Here is a 21,484-nt window from a genome sequence, read left to right as displayed (position 1 = left end):
ATTAGCATCAACTCGGTCTGCCCCATTCTCTGGGGACTGAAGAGCGCATGGCGACAATCGCCAAGTGAGCCGAGAATGCTAGCTGTTTTGCCGCCGTACGGTCATTCCTCGGTGCTACTGAGCGTCGTAACGCAACCCGTAGTTGCTGCGCTGGCAGACTCACGCGCTTCTGCGAATAGACACCACGTTCGTACCATTGCGCAGGCCATCAAGGTAATCGGCCCAGCCCTGCATCATCTTTCGGCGTTCTGGCAGATGTGCGGTCCGATTGTACGCGCGGCCATTCGGGTCGCGCACCGCATGCGCCAGTTGATGCTCGATGTAGTCCGGCCTGTAGCCCAGCACCTCATCCAATACCGTGCGCGCCATCGCCCGGAAACCATGGGCAGTCATGGTGTCGCCGTCGATCCCCATGCGTCGCATCGCGGCAGTCATCGCTACGTCGCTCATCGGCCTACCCTTGCCGCGCGCACTGGGGAAGACGTATTCGCGCCGTCCGGTCAGGGGCTGCAGCTCTCGCAGGATCTCCACCGCCTGCACCGCCAATGGCACGACATGGGGCGTGTTGGTCTTGGACGCCGTGTAGCGCCACTCCGCCGCATCCAGATCGATATCCGCCCACCGAGCGGTGCGCAGCTCGCCAGGGCGCACGAATACCAACGGCCCCAGCTTCAAGGCTGCCGCCACCACCGCCGAACCCTCGTAGCCGTACAGAGCGCGCAGCAGTGGGCCGATTTCGTTCGGGGCGGTCACGGAAGCGAAGTGCTGCCCCTTCGGCGTCTTCAGTGCGCCAACAAGGTCGGCGGCGGGATTTCGCTCGGTGCGGCCGATGACTTTGCCGTACCGGAACACCTGCCCCGCCAGCGAGCGGGCACGGTGTGCTGTCTCTACCTTCCCGTCAGCCTCCGGCTTACGCAGTGCGGCCAGCAAGGCGTGGACAGTGATGTCCTCAACCGGCATGTCCCCGATGTACGGCAGCAGGTAGGTTTCCAGCAGTCGGCGTTCGCGTTTTGCTGTCCCGGCGACAATTTCCTTTTCTCGCTTCGCCGCCCACCACTCTTCGGCCAGCGCCGCGAAGGTGTTGGCCGCTCGTTCCACCGTAGCGACCTTCTCTGCCTTGCGCTGCTCACCAGGGTCGATCCCAGCGGCCAGTAGCTCGCGTGCCCGCCTGACCCGCTCGCGCGCCTCGGCCAGCTTCACGGCGGGGAAGGCACCAAAGCCGATGGTGTTCTGCCGGCCGGTGGCGGGCCGACGGTAGTCCCAGCGCCACAGCTTCGCCGCGTCCGCGTTCACCAGCAAAAACAGCCCGCCGCCGTCCCGCAGCTTGTAGGGCTTGGATTGGGGCTTGGCGTTCTGGACTTGGGATGGGGTCAGGGGTGCGATGCGCTTCGGCATGTTGGCGGTATCTGTTTTGCGGTACGAGGCTTTTTCTAGGCGCCCCTACCGCCAAACGTACCGCCAAAATTGGGGGATATCCAGTCGCAAGCCGGGACACTCCGGGACGCCAGACATGAAAAAACCCCGTATTCCGGGGCTTTCAAGGGTTCTTAAGAAGTACCCGTGACACTGAATTGGTCGGGACGGCCGGATTTGAACCGACGACCACCTGTCCCCCAGACAGCCGGACAGTCAGCGCCAAGATACTGAAATACAACGATTACAGCGGGTTTTCCGGCCTGCCTAAACCGTCAATATCGACCGTTACGGATCAAAGAGTTGCAACTCGATAGGGTGTAATCCGAACCCCTGCGACGCCCCACCCCTACCCTGCTTCCATGCAATACCGAACGAAAGCCGAATGGGCCGCGGCAAAGGCCCAGGCGCTGCACAAGGAAGCCGAGGCGCTACGCCTGCAGCACGTCCCCTCAGCGAACTGGAGAGCCGTCCAGCGGAAGGCGCGAGCCCTGTCGGCGATCCGGGCCGAGGCCCTGCGGTTTGAGGAAATCGCCCGGCGATGCAAGGAAGCAGCGTAGCGCCCCGCCGCTGTCCGTAGACGGCGTTGCATCCCGGCAGGGCCAGACTGACGTCGGCGCTGTCATCCGGTCCGCGCTGCACGGCGGGGCACGTATAGATTTGCTGAAAGGACGGGCGGGATCTATAGGACTTGGTCGCGCTGGAAGGTCAGGATTTCCTGACCCGATGCCTGTCCAGCCTCGCCCGCATCCACCGTTCCACAAACCGTTTCCCCTGCACCACCGATCCGCACCTTCCGCGAAGCTCGGCCCCGAGCGGCCACCGGATCACCACCTCGCCCGGCTTGACCACGGCCACGCCTCGGGCGTTGTACATGAGGCAACTCATGTCGTCGTAGTCGATCCAGTGGAAGGATGCGCCGAGCATGGGCGCATGGTAGCGCCGGGCTCAGCTTGTGATCGGGCTAAAACCAGCCGGCGCGGCGAATTTGAAGGTCGCTGGATCAAATCGCATCGTAATGATAGATCCGGTGTTCCACGGACATGCCGCTGCGTATAGATCGCCTGACAGATTGCTCCATATCGGCGATGTTCCCGACTCCGGTTCTCCCTGCATCCAGTCCCCGTTGGTATCCCTAATCCACAACGTGCCGGCGGCCTGGTCGACCGCAAACCCTAGTACCGCGTTTTCACCTGCGCTCTGAGTGATGGCTGTTACGCCATTGTGGCGGGCGCCGACATCGTTCCCCCAAAATGCCCAGCCTTGCGCGTTAGCGTACCCCAGCGAGGCACTGAGAACGTGCAACGAGGTGGCAATGCCGCAGGCTGCCAGCGCGCCGACGCCGATACCTTGCGATGTTAAAGCCCCCTCGAAGTATCGTTTCCCGACAATTGGTGCCACGCTTCGGGCGATGCCGGCGTTGTTGCCTATGGCTGAGGCGACTAGGTTCCCGCCAGACAATGCGACCGCTCCATTTTTGTCGGCCGGGTTGAGCTCGGTGTAGCCGGAGGGAGGCAGCCCAGATGATCCTGCCATCATCATGCGACGCAGCATTATCCTGACTCCTGCATCGCGTAGCGCCATGTGGAGCCGTTGTCGAATGTCTTGGCCGACAGCACGGTCACGGCATTGGCCGCCGATGCGATGGCGGTATCAGATCCGCCGAGCGCCTTGAACGAAGCGGGCAAGGCTAGCGTTCGGCCGCCCGTCGCGTCCTGCGTGATCTGCACCTCGATCTCGGACGAAAAGCCGGCGCCGGCAAGGTTGGAGAACGTGATGCTGGTGACGTTGGCAGTTAGCGCAAGGGTGAAGTCTTGGCCGAGCGAACAATCGATTCCCACCACGCCAGAGGCAATGGATAGCGCGGTGACGGCGGTCGGGCCGGAGTTAGTAGCCAGGTCCGCGATTGCCTGCGCGGTGGTCCGCTGGCTGGTCGAAGTGCCTGCAACGTCCTTTGACACCGCGAGGATCTCGGTCCCGTCCAGAGCGACAACTGGGTCCAGCGAGGAAAACTTGGTATCAGCCACGGGTCACTCCACGATGAGGCGGGCATTCGCCTCGGTTGTCAGGTAATCGCCAGACTCGGTGATGAGGTAATCGGCGCTTGCGGGCGGCGCTTCAAACAGGAACGGCACCACGCTGTTGTTCTCAGCCACCGTGCCGTTGGTGACTGCACGGAAGTAGAGGGTCGAGCCGTACAGGCTGGAATTGATCGGCAGGAACAGCGCGTTCGCCAGCATCACGAACTGCTCGCCGATGACGTGAGTGGTCGCGTCCGTGCCGTTGACGCCGCGCCGGGTTCCAGTGACCTGGTACTCGTCGGGGTCGCCTTCTGCGGCGGCCATAAACTGGCCAATCTCCGACTGACCCGCTACCGGCACCAGCGCAAAGGCGTTGACCCCCAAGTCCAGCGCGGCCGAGGTTGAGTCGTACAGTTCGCCATCGTCCATCGTGACCGGGATAGGCTCGGTGGTTGGCCCGACTTCGCCCGTGATCCGCCCCATGACCGAGCGTCGGCTTATCGTGGCGACGGTGCGATAGGTCGCCCCGCCGTCTATCGACATCTGGACGGTGCAGCCGTTCCAGCCGGGGAAGCTGCCGGTAACAGCCAGGTAGGCCCCGGCCACGTTGTCCTGCTCGCGTAGCGCCGGCAGGTTCATAACAGCCAGTTCGGTCGGGCCGCGCAGCCCGGACTCTGGTACGACAGGCGGTGGTGCGGCGATGCCCGTCGCGGTGCTGACGTAGTTGCTGGCGCGGTCATAGACTGACTTCACCCGCACAGACCCATCGGCGTATTCGACGGACTCGGCCATCCACCGCTTGCCGTTGCGATCGAAGCAGTCGGAAGGGGTCAGCCGCGTCCATTCCTCCGGCAACTCGAACTCGCTGCGTCCTTCGGCCTGCGCCCACAGCACCTTGTGGATGATGTCGGCCCGTTGCGCACCCTCATCGGCGCCGAACGGTATAGGCGATGCAATTTGAGTCTCACCCAGCGCATTGACCGTGCTGCTGTAGCGAGATGAAGTCTGCGGCATCGGGTTGTAATCGGCCGCAGGATCGCGGGTGATGACCGAAACCTTCAGTGGGAACTCGATAGCCTGGGCGCGGGTGTCTTCGTCCTCGTCGCCAGCATCTAGCATGTCGTCATCGGTGATCGTCGCCACCGACTCACCGCCTCGCTTCACCGCCACGATCTTTCCGTCGATCTCGGGCATGTCATAGAAGTACATCTGCTGCGTTGGCCGCAAGCAGTCGGCACCGGTGAATTGTTGCGCGATCAGAAACCCTGGAATTACGTCATTAAGTGCCGTGACATCAATCATCTCGCCCGGAACTCCGCAGCGAATGGAGACATCCTCAACCACCGCCGCCAAGGTCGTGTCGACGGCGCTTATCGATTCCATACCCTCCATCGTCACCCATTCCGGGATGTAGAGGTTTCCGTCCGACGCAAGCATTAAATCTTGCTGTTCTGGGACCAGAGTGACAGTCATATCTTCAAGGTACGGGTAAGCCACCGAAGCACTTCCGATGTTGTGACCCGGGCCACCTCCGCCCATGAATTCGCTTAGTAGAACTAGGCCGACACAGTTATTTATGCATCTGAAAGTCTCGTCGGGAGGGACGCCAAATGATGCGGTCGGAGCGGGAACCCCGATGCCTTCGAATGCGTCCTCGAACAGTTCGGTAGAAGTGTCCTCGGAGATCCACCATCCAGTATCAAAAATTGCCCCGTGCATTGCCTCCGCGTCGGCAAAATCCACCTCGACGGTGTGCTCTTCCGGTGGCTCTGAGAGTATCGGGAAAACTCGAAAACGATGACCCCAGTGCGGCTGGGTGGCTGCATAGAACCGGAATATCTTTCCCACGTCAGAAAGCAACGGGTAGTAAAAAGCCTTGGCGCCAGGGTTTGTTAGATGGCCTTCATTTTTGAACAGCAAGTGAGGGACTGTGTTTGGCGCAACTAGCAAAACGGGTTCTTCAGCGCCCGATGCCATTACTTCGAACTCGTACTGAGCGCAGGCGCCGCGGGTGTCGGTGACGTCGTCGTCCTCGATCACGATGTACGCAGTCCCACGGTAATACGGGGTGTTGCCAACGCCGTGGATGGCCTCCAGCGCCGGGTCTGGGAGCTGGTCCTCGTCGCCCAGGTAGATGCGCACCCGGTTCTGAAATGCCGCCGTCTTTGCGCGCATCTCAGCGACGTAGCTCAGCAGCGCCGAGGTTGCGCTTGCGCCCTCGGGCTTGAATACCGCCTCAATGTCTTCATTGGAGCGGCGGTCGTAGACCACCTCTCCATTGCGCCAGATCCGCACCACGCCCGCGATCGGTCCTTCACAGATGCGGATGGCACTGGTGAGCAGAAAGCGTTCCTGCTCGACCACCGGCCCGCCCTTTCCGCCCTCTTCGACCGTGATCTTCCGTGCCTTGTGTTCGCCGTCGATGATGTTGCCCATGAACGGCGCGGGGTGGCCGAACACGACGGGGCGCGGGACGCCGGCCTGCGTGGTCTGCTTCTGCGCGTCGCCGATGCCGGGCGCCTTGATGACCTCGGGGTCGATGGCGCCGCCGATCAGGCCACCGATGGCCATGCCGAGTTGTGGCGCACCGAAGAATGCCCCGACGATTCCGCCAACGACGGTGCCTATCTGGGCGCCACTCATCCTCGGAAGCCTTCTACGATGCGGGATAGGTAGTCAGGCGACAGTCGATGTTCGATCACGCGACCGCCCGGGGCGCCGCCTGGCGCGCGGTCGTAGCAATGGATCAGCCCCAACCCTTCGGGGTGGTCGGTGACGATGGCGACGTGGCGTTCCTCGCCGGTCCAGCGCAGGGTCACAACGTCGCCGGGGCGCAGGTCATCGCGACCTATGGGCGGGCCGAAGTGCTCGATCAGTGAGGCGCGCAGTTGGCGGTTGTACGGGGTGCGGCCGTAGCCCTCCCGGTCCACCACCCGCCGCACGGCGCTGAAAGACAGTGCGACCAGCCCGAGACAGTCGATGCCGCGCGAGGTGCGTCCCTGGTGCCGCCACGGCCACTTGAGCATCGAGCGCGCGGTGGCCAACACGGTTTCGACCTCGGCCTCGGTGAACGGCTCGCCTAGCAGCCTCATGCCGCACCCGCCCGGAGGCCGCCGCTCGACGCGCCGGGAATCGACAGGCCAGTCACGTCGCTGACCGGGATGAACGGCTCACCCCGGAACTTGGGCCGGTTGTTGAAGGTCTCGCAACTGTTGTGACCCGCCCACGCCTTCGTGCAATCGCGGCGGATCTCGAAGGTGTCGCCGACCTGTATCGGGTTGCGCGTAGTGAACTGCAGCGTGACCACTGCATCTGTTGCAGGGTCGACGATCGGTCCGGCATAGCCGCTGATTTCGTTGTCCAGCCCAGCGTTGTCCCCGGTTACCCAACGCACCAGACCGGGCGCGAAGTAGTCGTCCGCCTGCACCAGCTCCGCACTGGCGAACACGCGCACCGTCTCCTCACCCAGCCCGGACACCGTCCCCGCCACCCACTCGGCGGTCAGGTCGTACGTGCACGGGAACCGCTGCTCGTACGCTCCGCCACCGGTGCCGATGGGCTGGCTGCCGAACCGTGCCCGGCAGCTGAAGCTGTCCAGTTCCACCACGCTGTTCTGCTTCAGCAACTGCGACCAGCTGCGGTTCTCGAACGTGACCATCCCGCCGGGAGTGATCCGGACCTCGCCGATGACACCAGCGGCCATGATCTCGTGGCCCATCGACAGGTCGAGGTAGTTCACCTTGTAGGTGATGAACTGCGCGCCATCTAGGTCGCCGTTGTCCACCGCCTCGACCGTGATCCCTTGCGCCGGGAAGATTGGGGTCAGCGTCTTGGTCTCGCCGTTGTCGACGCTCAGGTCGTTGGACGCGGACAGCTGCGACGGCTCCATGCCGCTGCTGGCATAGTAGGTCAGCAGGCCGGAGCCCGTGCCGTCGTCGTACTCGACATCGCGATCGAGCGAGGTCAGGCAGATGTAGCTGGAGTCCGGCAGCGGGCCGACCTTTTGCAGGAAACACAGCGTTGTCGCCGGCAGCGCTTGATGCGCGGCCAGGGCAATCGGAATGGTCTTGGGCATGGTTACTCGCCGAACACTTCGATCAGTTCGATGCTGCCGTTCATGGCGTAGCGGCCGTCTGCGAAGCGGTTGTCGATGCTGAAAGGCAGGTAGTCCTGAGCGAAGCGCACCGGGATACGGAACTCGCCAGACCACGTCAGGGCTGCGCCCTCGACCCATGCCTCGGTCGGAGTGAACAGGCCTGTCAGCGTGTCGAGCGTTCCGGCCTTGGCCACGCCCGCCTCGTACACCACCACCGTCGCGAGCGGCTTCGTGATCACCCGCTCGTACGTGGCGAGGCCGAAGGTCGACAGCTTCACCAGTTGGACCGCGGTCGTGCCGGCCGGCGCCAGCCCCAGCGGCTCGGCGGTGACTTCGAAGTCGCTGTAGTCCTTCACGAGGAAGCTGTGCAACTGGCCGCGCATCGCGAGGTGGGCGCTCTTGACGAACGACAGATAGTCGGTCGCCGCCTTGTTCTGCATCGGCAGCGTGTACCGGTGACGCACCTGGTCCCAGTTGCCGTTGCGGCGTTCGTGGCCGTTCCGCAGCGCCTTGATGCGCGTGTCGAACTCGGGGCCGCCCTGCCATCCGTACGCCGGACAGGTGTCGATCTCGGTGGCGTAGAACGTCATCAGCGATTCCTGTTCGATGCGCGCTGCGTTTCGAAGCCCACCCGCTGGGCGATCTGCTGCTGGGTGCGCGGGTCGGTCGGTGCCGCCAGTGCGAACTGCAGGGTCTGGTTGAAGCCACCGCCACCGCCGGTCATCGCGGCGGTCTGTGAAGCCGGGAGGATGGTTCCCGCGGTGCGCGGGACGAACATCTCCGGACCTTCCTCGCCGACCAGGTAGCGGGTGCCCCCGAATACGTCGCCGCCGCCGGCCTTGCCGCCTCCGAAGATGGCCCCGAAGATGCTGCCGAGTGCGTCCCCGTAGGCTCCGCCGCCGGAGTCGCCCTTCTTCCCGAGGATCTGATCGATCAACTGGTCGGTCGCCATCTGGTAAAGCTGGTCCGCGAAGTCGCCCGCCGCCTTCTTCAGGGCGTCCCAAGCACCGACGCCTTCGTACAGGTCATTAGCAAAGCCCCGGGCGGAGTCGCGCAGCGCATCCATCGCCTCGGTCTGTCGGCCGACTGTCTCCAGTTCCCGCTCACGCTCCGCGATCAGGTCTGCAATGCGGAGCCGCTGCTCTTCGGTGGCAACCGCGCCGGCGTGTCGCAGGGCGATCTCGGTCTCCCGCTCGAGGTTGCCCATGCTGATCAGCGAGTTCTCCCACTCCAGTTGCTGGATGAACCCCTCGGTCGCCGCGAACGCTGCGCGCTTGGCCGCGTCGTTCTCCGCGGTCATTCGCAGCGTTTCCTCGCCCACTGCGTTCAGGCTTGCCGCCATCGCGAGGGCTTCCTTCTCCGCCATGGTCAATTCGCGCTCGACCTCGATGAGGTCCCGCTTGGCCGCCGTGCGTTCCCGGGTGCCCTCGGCGCCTCCGCCAGTGGCGCGGCCAGCGCCGGAGCTCCTGGGCATCGGCCCGATGGCACTGAAGCCGACCGCGCTGAACTCCGGATCTCCGCCGAGGTAGCTGGGGAGGTCCAGGTAGTCGGCCGCCGGGCCCGGGCCGGTCATCTCCGGAATGGGCTTGCCAGTCCACCCCGCCCGGATCTCGGCGTTCGCTTCGTTGAACCGCCGCACGGCATCCTCGCTGCCGGTGACGGTGGCATCGAAGTAGGCCGCCATGCTCGCGGGGATCGCCGCCAGGCCGCGGGCAGACTGCACCAGCTGGCGCAGAGACTCGGCGCTGTCGTCGGCTTCGATCCCGATCCCGCCGATGGCCGACCGGATCGATTGCCCGGTGCTGACGATGGAACCGCCGATCGACACCACGCCGTCCAGGGCGATCTCGAAGGTATCGACCGCAAGCCGGGCGTTGTCGACGTCCGTGATGACGTCGTTGAACTCGTCGGCGAGGTTGACCAGTACCGGGAGCAACACGTCGCCGATCTGGAACTTCAGACCGTTCGTGGCCCGCTCCATTTCGTGCATCTCGCTCTTCAGCGCCTGCGCCGCGGCCAGCGTCGATCCTTCCATGATCGCGCCGACGGACGCCGCCTCGTCGCCCAGCGCCTTCATCGCCGCGCCGTTGTTCCTCAGCAGCGGCAGCAGCAGTGTCGAGTCTGACGCGATGGCTTCCATGTAGAAGGTGAAGTCGTTGGCCGAGATGTTGGCCTTGTCGAGCGAGTCGACGAACAACTGCAGAGCATCCGGACCCGATAGCTTGGCGAACTGTTCGGCCGTCACTCCCACCTTCGGAGCGATTTGCTCGAAGAAATCGAGCATGGGACCGCCGCCGGTTTGAATGAAATCGCCGACGCGGTCCTGCATGTCTTTGAGAATGTCGGCGAGCTTGTCCTGTTGAATGCCGACAGTCTGTGCGCCCGCCGCCCAGCGCTGGAAGGTGTCCGTGCTGGTGTTGGACAGCGTCGCAAAGCGGGTTATCTCGTCGGCCGTATTTGCCAGGTCGCGCCCGAGCGCCGCGGCGGCAGTGGCCGCGATGGTGGCGCCCGTTGCTATTGCGGTGCCGATGACCTTTCCAGCCTCGCGGGCGGCCTTGCCCATGTCGCGAACGCTCTTCTCGGAGCGCTTGATATCGGTTTCAAAACTCGCCGTTTTTGCGAGGAGGTCGACAACGATACTTCCGGCCGTGGCCATTAGCCGACCTCCCTACAGTTGTCGCCGTGCCAGCGTGCGAGGGACGCGACTGACATCCTTCGACCGCACCTATGGCAGTCAGCCAGCGGAAGCTTCTTGCCCTTCCTGACCTTCGACATAAGCGCCCTGGTCTCAGCGGACGCCTTCATTCCAATCCTCGCCGCCGCCAGATTTCGGCGGTGCTCAGCCGACTTCGGCCGGCCTTTCAACTTCGCCGAGACGGTCGGCCGCCGCTGCCCCCTCTGGCTAGCCGCACGGCGGGCTATGACCTCCGGGTCGAAGTGGTAGCCGGTCATCCCATCGCCGCCGTCGGTCATGTTCGTCAGCCGCACGCCATTCCCTCGGTGCCGTGCGATCAGCTCCATCTCCGCGAGCAGCACGAGTTCCTCGTCCTGATCGGTGAAGACGATTGCCGCGTCGTATCCGACGCTCTTGGCAACGGATCGCCAGCGCCGGTTGCGCCCACAAAGCGCATACAGCCGCTCTCCACTGCCCTTCCCGACATAGAACACGGCGCCCGTGTCTCGCCTGCGGTGCTCGTAGACGTAGTAGGCAGTTGCCATGGATCAGCCTCGGGGTGGTTTGATGCCGAACGCCTTGAAGGTGTTCAGGTCGGAATCGACGAAGTCGGGTGACACGGGCTGCGGCTGCAGCCACTCCAGACGCTTCTGCATGTCGCCCCCACCGATGGAGCCGGCGACCAGTGCCGCGGGCCGGTGGAATCGGTGGAAGTCATCGAAGGGGAACAGGCGGTAGAACTGCCGCCACGACAGGAGCTCGGTGTGTGGCAGCGCGCGAATCTCGCCGAGCGATTTACCCAGCGCCAGGGCGAGGATGTGGTCGAACCATTCCTCCCCTCGCTCGGCTACTCTTTTCCCGGCGCGTCCTTGCCGTAGCCGTTGACGTCGAGCACGGCGGCCGTGAGGGCCTTGGCCGCGGCGGGCTTCAGCAGGATCGCCTGCTCGTACTTGATGGCTGGCTTTCCATCAGGCTCGCGCAGGCTGGCGACGATCAGCTTCGCCATGCTGCCGGCGCGGACGTCTTCGTCCTCGGAGAACTCCGCCATCTGGAAGCGGCGGAACTCGGTCGCGGGGATCTCCGCGAAGTGAAGCGGGTGCTCGCTGCCGTCGGGCAGCTTCACGGTGCGCTCGTGCAGGGTGTCCGACACGAAGAAGTCTTTGTTCAGGGACATAGCCGTTGCCTCAAAGGCGGGGCTGCGGGAACGGCACGGCTAAACACCGCCCCAGACCAGCCCCATAGAGCAGGAAGCCGTTAGGTCGGGGTCGGGCCGTTCCAGTGCGGGATCACCGCGCCGGATCGCTGCAGGGTCAGCGTGCCGCGGACGATCTCGTTCGTGGCCACGTCGATGTTGATGTCGGAGACGTAGGCGTTGAACTCGAGCGTGGTGCGTTCCGGCGAGGCCGGGGCGACCAGCGCGTCTGCGCTGTCCAGCGTCGGGATGGCGGTGCCGTCCGACATGCAGATCATCCATTGCAGCACGTCGCCGGCATCCTTCAGGTCGAACAGGATCTGGTGCGACCCGGCGCTCGGAATGAAGTTGAACGGCACCGACACCTGACCCGGATTGCCGAGGCCGGGCTTGTAGGTCTTGTCGGTGGTGTTGTCGAGACAGGTGTCTTCCAACTGGTCGGCAGCGCCGCCCAGGCCGGTGATGCCAGTGGGGCAAGCGAACTTCAGCACCGCCGCGACGCTGGAACTCAGCTCGTCGACGGTGAAAAGCTCGGTCCCTTGGGTCTTGATGGTGCCGGTCGTCATTGCGGTTTCCTCGGGTCAAGAAAAAGGCCGCACGATGGCGGCCGGGGGTTGCTCGGGTTTGCAGCGGGTCAGCGCTGGGTGATGAAGTCGGCCTCGATGCCGACGCGGTAGAGCTTCGTGTCGGGCTCACGCAGGTTCACGCGCACCCGGTTGCTTACGCCCACGGCATCGATCGCATCGCGCACCGCGGTGGCCAGCGCGCGGATGCCCGCGTCGGTTTGGTGCCAGCAGTCGATCTGGATGGCGTCGAAGTCGGCACACGGAGATCCGCTGATTTGGTCCTGCGGCTGGTCTGCGACGGTGAACCAGGTGATGTACGGCCGCGCGGTGTCCTGCGGCACTTCGCCGTGCGCGCCGATGCGATCGCCCACGATGGCGACCACAGCGGCCGATGCGCGCAGCGTTTGGTAGACGGGAGGGAACATTCAGCGGGCCTTGTTCTGTCGCGCGAGCTTCTTCACGGTCAGGTCGATTCGGCGCCTCAGGTCCGCGACGATCACCGTCACCGCCTGCTGTCCCTTCGCCTGCACCGCAGGCCGCAGCCACGGCAGCGCGGGCTGGTGGCTGGACCCGTATTCCATGAGGTTGGCGGTCATCAGGGTGCTGGTCTTCTCGCCCTTGGCGTTGACGAACGTTCCCTTTTTTACCCGGACGAGATAGCGCTCACCCTTGCTCCCGGTCGGCGCCTTTCCACGGCTGGCAATGATCGCCTTCTCAGTGGCCCCGGTTGAGTCCTCCCCGTTGACCGCAACGCTGGCACGGAAGTTCTTCTTCGCCTCGTCCCGGATCAGTCGCGCACCCTTGGCCAGCGCCAGCTTCACCGGGCCGCCGCGCTTGCTGACGACTTCGGCTGGCAGGCTGCGAAGCAAGGCCAGCACGCCATCGGCGTCGACGCGCATATCAACCCTCACGGGTCACCCGCTCCGCGGCGTCTTCGGCTTCCTTGCGCGTGATGTAGCCCTGCTCACCGTTGCCGGCGCAGACGCCGAACCCTTCGGCTGACTCGTAGATGATCATGAAATTCGCGTTGACCCACTCTCGCGCCGTCATCCGTATGCCCTCGCGTCTTCGCCGATCCACTCGCGCAGCAGACTGCCCGCGGTGTCGTCGGTGCCGGTGAATGCCGCCTTGTGGCCCATGCCGATCCCGCCACGCCCGGGCAGGCCCTTGATCCCGGTGACGCGATGACCGCCGAACAGGTGCCGCGACCGATGCCGGCGCCAGAGCTCCAGGTCGATGAACTTCGGCGACCGCAGGCACGCCTGACGGAAGGTGTCGATCGCCGCGCCGCGCATTGCGGTGCAGCACAGGCTGGCGTGGCCGGTGTTGCCAAGCTCCCGGCCGCGGCGGGTCGCCATGTTGTAGTAGCGTGCGCGCACCTCGCCGACCAACTCGGCCCGCTCCAGTTCGGCCGCCACATGGGACAGCCAGTCCGGCGCGTAGTGGTCATCGTCCTCGCAGATGGCCAGGCGCGCGTCGTTGCCGATCACCGCCAGTCCCGCCAGCAGGTTGCGCGCCTGCGTGTTCTGGCCGGGCTTCCAGCGCGGCGACGGGCGCAGCACATCCAGCGACCAGCCTTCTCGGCAGAAGGTCACCGGCTGGCGCACTTCGCCGTCGTCGACGATCACCCAGCGCACCGGGCCGGCGTAGTCCTGCGCGGCCATCCAGCGCTCGCACAGCGCCCATGCGGACGGACGTGCGCCGGTCGCGGTGAGCAGGGTCAGCACGGGATATGCCTCGGCTCCGCGTCCGCGATGGTGGTGACGTCGATCAACTGCTCCGGCACCCGGCCAACAGCGAAAACGTGCATCGGCACCCGGCGCGAAACATTAGCCCCTTCGCCGTGGTCGTTCAGCCGGAACAGCGTCTCGCCCGCGTACTCGGTATGCACGTCGACGAACCCGGCGTCCTCCAGCAGCAGCCGCAGGCCCGACTGCGTATAGCGGTAGAAGTCGTCCGGATAGCCGTGCTCGGGGAACGCGAACAGCGTGGTCACCACCAGCCAGCCGCCGGGCCGGATCACCGCCCGCAGTTTCGGCAGCGCGATCCACGGCCGCGCCACGTGCTCCATCACCTCGCTGCACAGCACGCCGCTGAAGCGCCCCACCCACTCATCGGGCAGCGAGTGCAGGTCGGCGACCACGTCGACGTTCTCGCCCGGCTGCATGTCCATGCCGGTCCACTGCCCGCGCGCAAGGTCGCGGTTCACGATCCACCAGCAGCCCGGTCGGTGCATGCGGCTGCCGACCTCGAGCACGTCGTCGCCCAGCTTGTCGGCGTGGCGTTCGATGAAGTCGCGGATGCGCCCCCGAACGGACGTCAGTGGCATGCGCTTACCCATCGTTGACCCCTGCCGTTGCCTTGATCCGCCACTCGCGGCGGCCGGTGATGTCGGTGTCGGGCTCGCCACCGATGTTGAACGTCCGACCATCCCATAGGATTCGCCAGGACGACCGCAATCCATCGAACCACCGCACCGTAATGCGCGCGGCGACGTCGGCCTGCACCGCGCCGCCCGCGACGAACTCGCGCCCCGGGCCGGTCAGCACCTCCGCCGGCACGTCGACGAGCTCCACGCCGCCCACGGTCGCGTTCTGCCATGACTCGGTGAGCACGCCCTCGGAGTCGCGTTCGCTGACGAACTCCTGAAAGGTAATCCGGTGCCGCAGTCGGCCGGGCGGCAGTGCGGTCATGGTCATGCGCCGAGACCCACCCGATGGAAGTGCAGCAGCGATTCAACTGCAGGCAGCTTCGTGTAGATCGTGCCGGTGACGCCCTGCTGCCGGTTCTCGTAGTACTCGCCGACCAGCAGAAGTACGGCTTGCTTTACCGCGGCCGGCACGGGTTGCTCAGACTCTGACGACGACTCCGAGGACGACTCGCAGGCGCAGCCATCGGCGATGATCCACGGGCATTCCTGCACGCCTTCCAGTGATCGGCGCCCCATGTAGCTCGCGGCATAGCTTTCTGCCGCATCGATGTTGATCTGGATCAGGTCGTCGTCCGAAGTGTGGATGACGGCCAAGTGCTTCTTGGCTTCGGCCAGCGTTACTAGGCTCACGTCAATGCCTCTTCGAGAGTGGCGCGCGGGAACACGGTCAGCGCCGTGGTCCTGCTGCAGTTGATTACTTCGGTGCCGGAGATGTACCGCGCGAGCTTCTGGAACTGCGCCGGCCACTTCGCCACGGTCTTCGGTGCGGCGTTCCCAGCCGTTCCAGCCGGGTGATCACCGTGCCAGTGCCGCTTGCCGGTGTCGCTGTGCTGGCAGTCGTACCCGAGCAGGAGCACCCGGCTCGCGCCGGCCAGCCTTGCCAGCGCCACCGCCCCCGCGCCGCTGTTGCCGAACGGATCGAACGCCCCCTCCGGCCCCCGCAGCTGCGCGACACCGTGCCGGCCGCATTGACTGGAGGACGTGACCCGCTCGCCTCGGAACTGCGCGCGGACCTCGCCGATGTATGTGTGCCACCAGGCCGCGTCCATCGCGAACAGGGCGTCAGCCCAGGGGCACAGCTTGAAGCTGGTGTTCGTGACGACTACTCGCCGGCCGGGTCGCTCTTCGCGCCACCGTCGGACTTTTTCGCAGTCGTCTGCTTCGAGGCTGGGGCCGCTGGCGATGCAGACGACTTCTTCGCCGCGCCATCGGCCTTCGAAGGGTTCGCCTTCGTCTCCGGCGCGCCCGGCTTGGACTTGGTGTCGACGACAAGCCCGTTCTGCGCGAGCTCGTCGATGTACTTGTCGGGGCCAGTGATCGTCTCGCCGCGGCGTACATAGACCTTCGTGTCGGAGCGCTTGAACCCGCGCTTCGCGGTTGCCTGTTTCATGGGGTCGATCTCCAATGAACGAGGCCGCCCCGGAAGGCGGCCTCGTCTGTTGCTACGGGTGAACCGTCACGCGGTCAGGATCAGACCGACGAGCCGGAGAGGTTGCCGTGGCGGAAGGCCAGCGGACGCTTGACGGCCAGGGCGAGGCGCTCTTCGAACAGGATCGAGACCATGTTCTTGATGAAGTCGTCCTCGTTCTCGGTCGACAGGTAGACCGCGGCCTGCATGCGGTCGTAGATCGTCGCCGCCTGGCGGAACGCACCGACGAGGAACTCGCCCTCGGCCAGTGCATCCGACTCGACCACCGGCAGGCCCCACAGCCGCGCCTGCGCGCCGTTGGTCGCCGAACTGAACAGATAGCGGTTCTCGCTGTCCTTCATCAGTTCGATGGCCGCCCAGTCCGCCGGGTTCAGCACGATGCCGCTGGCCGAGAAGTAGGACTGGCGGACCTGCAGGATCGCCCGGCGCAACACGTCGACGCGGGTGTCACCCGACTCGACCGCCGAGTAATCGAAGCCGGTCGCCTGCGGGACAAGGCCCAGCAGGTTCACACCGGTGCCGTCACCGTCGAGCAGCTGGTCCTCTTCGACCTGGCGCAGCATCTCGAAGCCTTCGGTGTTGATCTCGGCCTGCAGGCGCGGGAAGTCGGCCAGCACTTCAGACGAGGTCTTGAAGTAGTGGGCGATCTTCCGGACGGCGGTTTCCTTGCGGTCGTAGGTCAGGTCCGACTTCGGCTTCGTGCCGGTCTCCGACACCGCGTCGGCGCTGTTGGTACGGACCAGCGTCTGTACCCACTCCACCAGGTTGCTGCCCACCGGCACGGTCGGGATCAGGCTGCGGAGCATCAGCGGGCGGTTCTGCCCGCCGACGATATCCGGGTCGCGATACGACCAGATGCCATCACCGGCCGACGCCGCGGTGCTGGTGATGTCCTTCAGTTCCATCGGGGTCGACTGGCCCTTGTGCCACTGCTTCGCGGCGAACTCTTTCAGGCCGTCGGACTCGACGAACATCTGGCCGAGGCTCTTGCGCTCCGGCTCGTCGTTCGCCGCCTTCTGGCCAGCCTGCTCGATTGCGTGGAGCCGGGCCTCGAATTCGGTCTCGGCCTTCTCGTGCTTCTTGCCGAGTTCCTCGATCAGGCCCTTGGTCTCGTCGCTGGCCTTGCCGTGGTTCTTGATCTCGTCATTGACCTTGGCGATTGCGGCGCTCAGTTCGTTCGACTTGGTGCCGAACTCGTCGCGGGCCTTCTTGAACTCGCTCGCGAGCTCCGGCAGGTCATCCAGGGCGACAGCGGCGGCCGGGGCGACCAGCATGCCGGCGGATGCATCGAAGGCGACGAGCGCGCACAGGGCGACCGCCACCAGGGCCCACAGGACCCAGCGGGTATTGAACTTCATGGGTGAATCCTCGTTTAGCTACGGAGTGCGGCCAGCGCTTTGCTGACCGGGTTGTTCGCCGAGTCGTTGCCGGACTCGCTCCGGAGCAACTTCGACAGTCCGCCGCTGGCGATTGCCGCGGACTGCGTTTTCGAGAAGCCTGCCTCGCGCAGGAACTTCTCAAATTCAGGAAGGGTGGGAAGGCCGCCGGCATCGAGCGCCGACTTCACCGCGTCGATGCGCGCCTCGTCGTTCGCCGGGAAGGTGACGATTGAACCCTCCCAGAGCTTGATCTCGGTGAGCTCGCGGTTTCCGTCCTTGTCGATCTTGTAGGCGACCGACTCGAAGCCGATCGACATGCCCGTGATGGCGCCGGCCTTCATCAGCGCGTGGGCTTCGCTGGCCTGGCGAACGTCGTTGACCAGCAGTTGCCCCTCGACGTAGAGGCCGGTCTCGTCCTCCTTCAGGACGTCGAACACGCCGAGCGGCGAATCCCACTTGTGCTGATAGAGGATCGGCACCTTGCGGCCGCGGGCGGCGAATTCCTTAAGCGTGGCCTTGAAGGCGCCGCGCTTGATCTTGTCGCCGTAGCTGTCGAGGTTGCCGAACACGGCGAGGTAGCCGGAGAACCGCCCCGCATCGTCGAGCGACTTCACATCGAAAGCGAAAGCCAGTGTCTTCATCTTCGGAGCGCCGTCTTTGCGCTCGAAGCGGCGGGCGTGGCGGTTGGTCTTCATGCGGCTTCCTCGCGGATCCAGTTCATCAGGGCGTTGCGGACGGAGGTGCCGGCGTCTGCCGACCCCAGTTGGTCAATCGCGACCAGGTTCGATTGCACGGTGAAGACGTCGCCGCCCGGGATCGGCGGCATGTTCTCCAGCCGCCGCACGTCGTTGCGGCAGAGCCAGCCGTTCTGCAGGGCCGACGCGTAGAAGGACTGCCGGGCCGCGCTGTCGCCGCGCAGCAGCCCCTCGAAGTTGAACTCGGCGTAGAACTCGCCCTGCTCGACCGGAGTCAGGAAGCCGTCCCAGATCGCCGCCTCGATGCGCTTCATCCACGGCATCAGGGTGTACTGCAGGAACCACAGGTTCAGGTTCTCCGACGAGGACGCCCAGGACGACGCCTTGTCGCCGCGGCCGATCATGGTCGGTGGCACGCCGAACAGGCTGCAAATTTCCTCCGCGCTCATGTTCCGCGACTCGAGCAGCTGCGCGTCGTTCGGGTTGATCCCGATGGTGCCGACGTCCATCTCCGCCTCGAGGATGGCCGGGTTGCCCGCGCTGACCGCGCCGCTGATCGTCTTGATTGCCTCGCGTGCGTCTCCGCGCTGCTCTTTGTTCAGCACCTTCGGGAACTTGAAATAGGTCGTGGGCATGAGCCCGTTCTTGAATGTCGCGCTCGCCGCCTTGTTCGCCGCCAGCGCCGAGCCCATGACCTCGAGGCCGTACTCGATCACCGAGAACCCGCACTCGCCATCCGTGGTGAACGCCGGGATATAGGTCACCTTGTCGACCGGAATCTCGCGCTTGCGCCCGTCCTTCTCGGTGTAGGTGTAGAGGCTCCCCGTCCGGGTGATGCGGCAGGGGTGCAGGAACTCGATCGACACCAGCTTGCCGGTCGGGCCGCGGCGCGGCTCCAGAAAGGCCCCCTTCTGCAGCAGCAGCGACGAGACCACCGCCTCCCAGAACACCGGGGCCGTCATGGTCGCGTTCGGCTTCATCCGCAGCAGACGGCTCAGCGGGTGCCCATTCGCAGGCATCCGGCCGCTCTCGGTCGTCTGATAGACGTTCAGCGGCAGCGTGGCGATCCGCTGCGAGATCAGCCGGGTGCAGGCGTAGACCGCCGACAGGCGCATCGCGGTCTCGGTGGTGACCCGCTCGCCGGACGCGGCCTCCCGGCCGTAGTACGACGCCCACTGCGCGACGTCGGTGAAACGGAAGCCGAGCCAGTTGAGTAGCGTCGACTTCACGCCGCTGGGGCCGGCCGCCTTCTGTGACGGCACAAGGCCGCGCGCGATCGACGCGCTCAGTGTCTGCTCAGCCACGCGCCGCACCTCGGAGGATCATGCCGGCGAACAGGAAGGGGCCGAGCGCGCCGGCCAGCAGCGCCCATCCGGCGCCGGCCAGCACGAAGACGCCAGTGACTGCGAGCCCGAAGCCAAGCGCCATCAGCAGCAATGCGACGAGCAGCGTCATGTTCATCCGGTCACCGGGTTGGAAAGGAAGTCGTCCAGAGGCGTCTCCGCCTCAGAGCTCAGGCTCACGCCAACCGCCATCAGCAGCGCGGTCATGTCATCGATCTTTTCGGCTGATCGCCGCTTGTCCGGCGCCATGTTCATGTTCACGTCGCGGCGCGCGACCAGGTTCGCGGCACACCAGGCCAACACCGGATCTCCGCCGTGGTCGAGCCTGCCGCTGATGTAGAGACGTTCCAGTTCCTGCATAGCCGGGTGGTAGGACTTCGGCCCTTGGATGAACTCGACCATCGGGACTTCCGCCTCGATCAGCCGGCCCACTACCTCCGTCGCATTCCAGCGGTCGAAGGCCAAGGTCTGCAGGTTGAACCGCTCGACGATGTCCAGCACCGCCGCCTCGACGACCGCGTAGTCGGTGACCTCGCCCTCGGTCTGCTCCAGCGCCCCGGACTTCACCCAGCCGGCGTAAGGGACGGTGCCGCGCTCAGTGCGCGATGCAACCGCCGACTCGGGAACCCAACGTCGGCCCCAGGTCAGCACCCGGTCACCCACCCGCCAGACCAGCCGCAGCGAGCATAAGTCGCGGGTGCTGGCCAGATCGAGGCCGCCCCAGCACGGGACGTCACGCAGCGCATCCAGATCGACCACGCCGTCGCAGGACTTCCACTTCGGCAGCAGAACCCAGCCATTCGCCGACGACGCCGGTCGGTTCACCCGCTTGATGTCGAACTCCGCCATCTTCGAAGGCATCGCCTTCGCCTCGACGGCTTCCTTCCGGATAGCCGCCAGCAGGTGGGGGTTCACATCGATGAGTGGGTTTGCCTTGATCCACTTCGATTCGTCGAAGCTGTCGTCGGCCTTGCGTCCGGTGGCCCTGTCCTCGTCGTCGATCGCGTAGAAGACCGCGAGGAAGTGATCGGCCGTCTCGCCGAACAATCCCTCGAGCAGCTGTTTCGCGAACTGCCGTATCTCGGACCAGGGTCCGGGGTTGGGATAGCCCTCCGTTGTGGTGTAGAGGAACAGCGGATTGCTGCGTGCGCCGGCCGCGGAGGTAAGCACGTTCAGCAGGTCCGGTGTCTTGTGCGCGTGGATCTCATCCAGCCCGACGTGCGACGGGTTCAAACCGTCCTGCGTCGAGGCCTTGGCGTTGATCGGCTTGAAGCTGGCGCCGGTCTCCATCCGGCTGATCGAATTGGCCCAGGCTTCCAGCCCGAAGTGCTCACGGAGGTCGGCGGTCTTCTCGACCATCCGCTTCGCGACGTTGAAGATGATCCGCGCTTGGCTGCCGGTGGTCGCCGCGCTCACCACCTGCGCGCCTTCCTCCGGCTCGCAGCACTGGCAATAGAGCAGGATCGCAGCGGCCAGCGTCGACTTGGCGTTCTTGCGGGCGACCGCGAACAGCGCCGACGTGAACCGCCGCGTGCCGTCCGGCTTGCGGAACCCAAACAGCTGCACCACAAAGAACACGTGGGACGGGTGCAGCACGATTTCGGGCTTCGCCCATTTGCCTTCGACGTGCGGCAGCAACTCGATGAAGCTGCAGGCGTGGTTCGCATGCTCCGGCGAGAACCGGAACGTAGCGCCGCGCTTCTTCGCCCGCTTCAGGTCATCGAGGAACCGCTTCGCACCCAAGCGCAGCAGTCGACCGAACTTCCTCCCCTTCTTGTCGGCGACCGCCTCGCGTGCATACGCGATCGCGACCGCTACATAGTCCGTGGTGTCAGGCGGGTTTCCGGAGCTTTCCGAACCGGTTGCCTGGGCTTTCCTTCTCACCACTCGGTTTCACCTTGCCCTGCGCCACTGGCGTCAGGCCGAAGTCGTTCGCGATGCCCCGGTACTGGGCCATCATGTGGCCGGTCGGCGACTCGCCTGCGGCGTAGAGTTGGGCGATCTTCCCGTGCAGCGCGCAGAGGTGGCCGAGCGATGTCAGCCCCGCCTCGGTCAGCAGCTTGTTCGCGTGGAGGATCGGCGCCAGACGCTCCCATTCCTTCATCGCGTGCGCGTTCGGCAGCCAGTCCGGCTTGTCGGGAACCGCGTCGACCAGCGGCAGTTCGACCGCCTCGGTCGGTGCGCGATCGGCGCGATCCGTCCCCGCCACGACCTTCAGCGATGTGGGCTTGCGGGGGTTGGCCAT

27 protein-coding genes are annotated in these 21,484 nt (G+C 65.2%); 1 reads left to right on the top strand and 26 read right to left on the bottom strand.

Annotation, left to right across the window (positions count from 1 at the left end; all coding sequences use genetic code 11):
* Positions 1-159 precede the first annotated feature (159 nt).
* The 9 genes from ACT9F5_RS12525 to ACT9F5_RS12485 form a co-directional block, all read right to left on the bottom strand.
* Entirely contained in the window at positions 160-1,395 is a 1,236-nt protein-coding gene (locus ACT9F5_RS12525; protein ID WP_445120288.1) for a phage integrase central domain-containing protein, read from the bottom strand.
* 966 nt (positions 1,396-2,361) lie between these two features.
* A complete protein-coding gene (locus ACT9F5_RS12520; RefSeq protein WP_445120287.1) occupies positions 2,362-2,967 on the bottom strand; it encodes a hypothetical protein in 606 nt (201 codons plus the stop codon).
* Positions 2,967-3,440 (bottom strand): hypothetical protein, encoded by a 474-nt coding sequence (locus tag ACT9F5_RS12515; protein WP_445120286.1) that lies wholly within the window; start codon positions 3,438-3,440, stop codon positions 2,967-2,969. The genes ACT9F5_RS12520 and ACT9F5_RS12515 overlap by 1 nt, the downstream gene beginning before the upstream one ends.
* A gap of 3 nt (positions 3,441-3,443) precedes the next feature.
* Complete coding sequence (locus ACT9F5_RS12510) at positions 3,444-6,077, bottom strand: phage tail protein (RefSeq protein WP_445120285.1); 2,634 nt, start codon at positions 6,075-6,077, stop codon at positions 3,444-3,446.
* Complete coding sequence (locus ACT9F5_RS12505; protein ID WP_445120284.1) at positions 6,074-6,526, bottom strand: NlpC/P60 family protein; 453 nt, start codon at positions 6,524-6,526, stop codon at positions 6,074-6,076. Before ACT9F5_RS12505 ends, ACT9F5_RS12510 begins: the two co-directional genes overlap by 4 nt.
* A complete protein-coding gene (locus tag ACT9F5_RS12500) occupies positions 6,523-7,509 on the bottom strand; it encodes a baseplate hub domain-containing protein (protein ID WP_445120283.1) in 987 nt (328 codons plus the stop codon). Before ACT9F5_RS12500 ends, ACT9F5_RS12505 begins: the two co-directional genes overlap by 4 nt.
* Positions 7,510-7,511: 2 nt before the next feature.
* Positions 7,512-8,120 (bottom strand): DUF2460 domain-containing protein, encoded by a 609-nt coding sequence (locus tag ACT9F5_RS12495; protein WP_445120282.1) that lies wholly within the window; start codon positions 8,118-8,120, stop codon positions 7,512-7,514.
* The gene (locus ACT9F5_RS12490) at positions 8,120-10,186 is read right to left on the bottom strand and encodes a hypothetical protein (RefSeq protein ID WP_445120281.1); all 2,067 of its coding nucleotides are present in this window, start codon (positions 10,184-10,186) and stop codon (positions 8,120-8,122) included. The genes ACT9F5_RS12495 and ACT9F5_RS12490 overlap by 1 nt, the downstream gene beginning before the upstream one ends.
* Positions 10,186-10,749 (bottom strand): hypothetical protein, encoded by a 564-nt coding sequence (locus ACT9F5_RS12485; RefSeq protein WP_445120280.1) that lies wholly within the window; start codon positions 10,747-10,749, stop codon positions 10,186-10,188. The genes ACT9F5_RS12490 and ACT9F5_RS12485 overlap by 1 nt, the downstream gene beginning before the upstream one ends.
* A gap of 162 nt (positions 10,750-10,911) precedes the next feature.
* Between ACT9F5_RS12485 and ACT9F5_RS12480 the strand changes: the two genes are divergently transcribed.
* Positions 10,912-11,082 carry a hypothetical protein gene (locus ACT9F5_RS12480; RefSeq protein WP_445120279.1) on the top strand — a complete coding sequence of 57 codons (171 nt, stop codon included), beginning with the start codon at positions 10,912-10,914 and terminating at the stop codon, positions 11,080-11,082.
* On the opposite strand, the gene ACT9F5_RS12475 is transcribed toward ACT9F5_RS12480, so the two are convergent.
* From ACT9F5_RS12475 to ACT9F5_RS12395, 17 genes are all read right to left on the bottom strand, one after another.
* Complete coding sequence (locus ACT9F5_RS12475) at positions 11,052-11,378, bottom strand: hypothetical protein (protein WP_445120278.1); 327 nt, start codon at positions 11,376-11,378, stop codon at positions 11,052-11,054. The genes ACT9F5_RS12480 and ACT9F5_RS12475 overlap by 31 nt on opposite strands.
* 80 nt (positions 11,379-11,458) lie before the next feature.
* Entirely contained in the window at positions 11,459-11,962 is a 504-nt protein-coding gene (locus ACT9F5_RS12470) for a phage tail tube protein (protein WP_445120277.1), read from the bottom strand.
* Positions 11,963-12,030: 68 nt separating this feature from the next.
* The gene (locus ACT9F5_RS12465; RefSeq protein ID WP_445120276.1) at positions 12,031-12,387 is read right to left on the bottom strand and encodes a tail completion protein gp17; all 357 of its coding nucleotides are present in this window, start codon (positions 12,385-12,387) and stop codon (positions 12,031-12,033) included.
* Positions 12,388-12,861, bottom strand: coding sequence for a hypothetical protein (locus tag ACT9F5_RS12460; RefSeq protein ID WP_445120275.1), 474 nt, complete (start codon positions 12,859-12,861; stop codon positions 12,388-12,390).
* A 1-nt stretch (position 12,862) separates the two neighbouring features.
* Positions 12,863-13,012: a hypothetical protein gene (locus ACT9F5_RS12455; protein WP_445120274.1), complete on the bottom strand. Its 150-nt coding sequence runs from the start codon at positions 13,010-13,012 to the stop codon at positions 12,863-12,865.
* Positions 13,009-13,689: a glycosyltransferase family A protein gene (locus tag ACT9F5_RS12450; RefSeq protein WP_445120273.1), complete on the bottom strand. Its 681-nt coding sequence runs from the start codon at positions 13,687-13,689 to the stop codon at positions 13,009-13,011. Before ACT9F5_RS12450 ends, ACT9F5_RS12455 begins: the two co-directional genes overlap by 4 nt.
* Positions 13,683-14,291, bottom strand: coding sequence for a methyltransferase domain-containing protein (locus ACT9F5_RS12445; protein WP_445120272.1), 609 nt, complete (start codon positions 14,289-14,291; stop codon positions 13,683-13,685). The genes ACT9F5_RS12450 and ACT9F5_RS12445 overlap by 7 nt, the downstream gene beginning before the upstream one ends.
* 4 nt (positions 14,292-14,295) lie before the next feature.
* The gene (locus ACT9F5_RS12440) at positions 14,296-14,661 is read right to left on the bottom strand and encodes a phage head closure protein (protein WP_445120271.1); all 366 of its coding nucleotides are present in this window, start codon (positions 14,659-14,661) and stop codon (positions 14,296-14,298) included.
* A complete protein-coding gene (locus ACT9F5_RS12435) occupies positions 14,658-15,023 on the bottom strand; it encodes a head-tail connector protein (RefSeq protein ID WP_445120270.1) in 366 nt (121 codons plus the stop codon). Before ACT9F5_RS12435 ends, ACT9F5_RS12440 begins: the two co-directional genes overlap by 4 nt.
* Positions 15,020-15,442 carry a hypothetical protein gene (locus tag ACT9F5_RS12430; protein WP_445120269.1) on the bottom strand — a complete coding sequence of 141 codons (423 nt, stop codon included), beginning with the start codon at positions 15,440-15,442 and terminating at the stop codon, positions 15,020-15,022. The genes ACT9F5_RS12435 and ACT9F5_RS12430 overlap by 4 nt, the downstream gene beginning before the upstream one ends.
* Positions 15,443-15,495: 53 nt before the next feature.
* Positions 15,496-15,783: a hypothetical protein gene (locus ACT9F5_RS12425; protein WP_445120268.1), complete on the bottom strand. Its 288-nt coding sequence runs from the start codon at positions 15,781-15,783 to the stop codon at positions 15,496-15,498.
* Positions 15,784-15,863: 80 nt separating this feature from the next.
* Positions 15,864-17,180 (bottom strand): phage major capsid protein, encoded by a 1,317-nt coding sequence (locus tag ACT9F5_RS12420; protein WP_445120267.1) that lies wholly within the window; start codon positions 17,178-17,180, stop codon positions 15,864-15,866.
* Positions 17,181-17,194: 14 nt separating this feature from the next.
* Entirely contained in the window at positions 17,195-17,896 is a 702-nt protein-coding gene (locus tag ACT9F5_RS12415) for an HK97 family phage prohead protease (protein ID WP_445120266.1), read from the bottom strand.
* Entirely contained in the window at positions 17,893-19,200 is a 1,308-nt protein-coding gene (locus ACT9F5_RS12410; RefSeq protein WP_445120265.1) for a phage portal protein, read from the bottom strand. The genes ACT9F5_RS12415 and ACT9F5_RS12410 overlap by 4 nt, the downstream gene beginning before the upstream one ends.
* Positions 19,193-19,357, bottom strand: coding sequence for a hypothetical protein (locus ACT9F5_RS12405; protein ID WP_445120264.1), 165 nt, complete (start codon positions 19,355-19,357; stop codon positions 19,193-19,195). The genes ACT9F5_RS12410 and ACT9F5_RS12405 overlap by 8 nt, the downstream gene beginning before the upstream one ends.
* On the bottom strand, positions 19,354-21,123 hold the full coding sequence (locus ACT9F5_RS12400; RefSeq protein ID WP_445120263.1) for a terminase TerL endonuclease subunit: 1,770 nt from the start codon (positions 21,121-21,123) through the stop codon (positions 19,354-19,356). Before ACT9F5_RS12400 ends, ACT9F5_RS12405 begins: the two co-directional genes overlap by 4 nt.
* Positions 21,071-21,484, bottom strand: coding sequence for a hypothetical protein (locus ACT9F5_RS12395; RefSeq protein ID WP_445120262.1), 414 nt, complete (start codon positions 21,482-21,484; stop codon positions 21,071-21,073). The genes ACT9F5_RS12400 and ACT9F5_RS12395 overlap by 53 nt, the downstream gene beginning before the upstream one ends.

Source organism: Lysobacter sp. F6437 (assembly GCF_052547215.1).
This window is presented reverse-complemented; position numbering and strand designations above follow the sequence as displayed.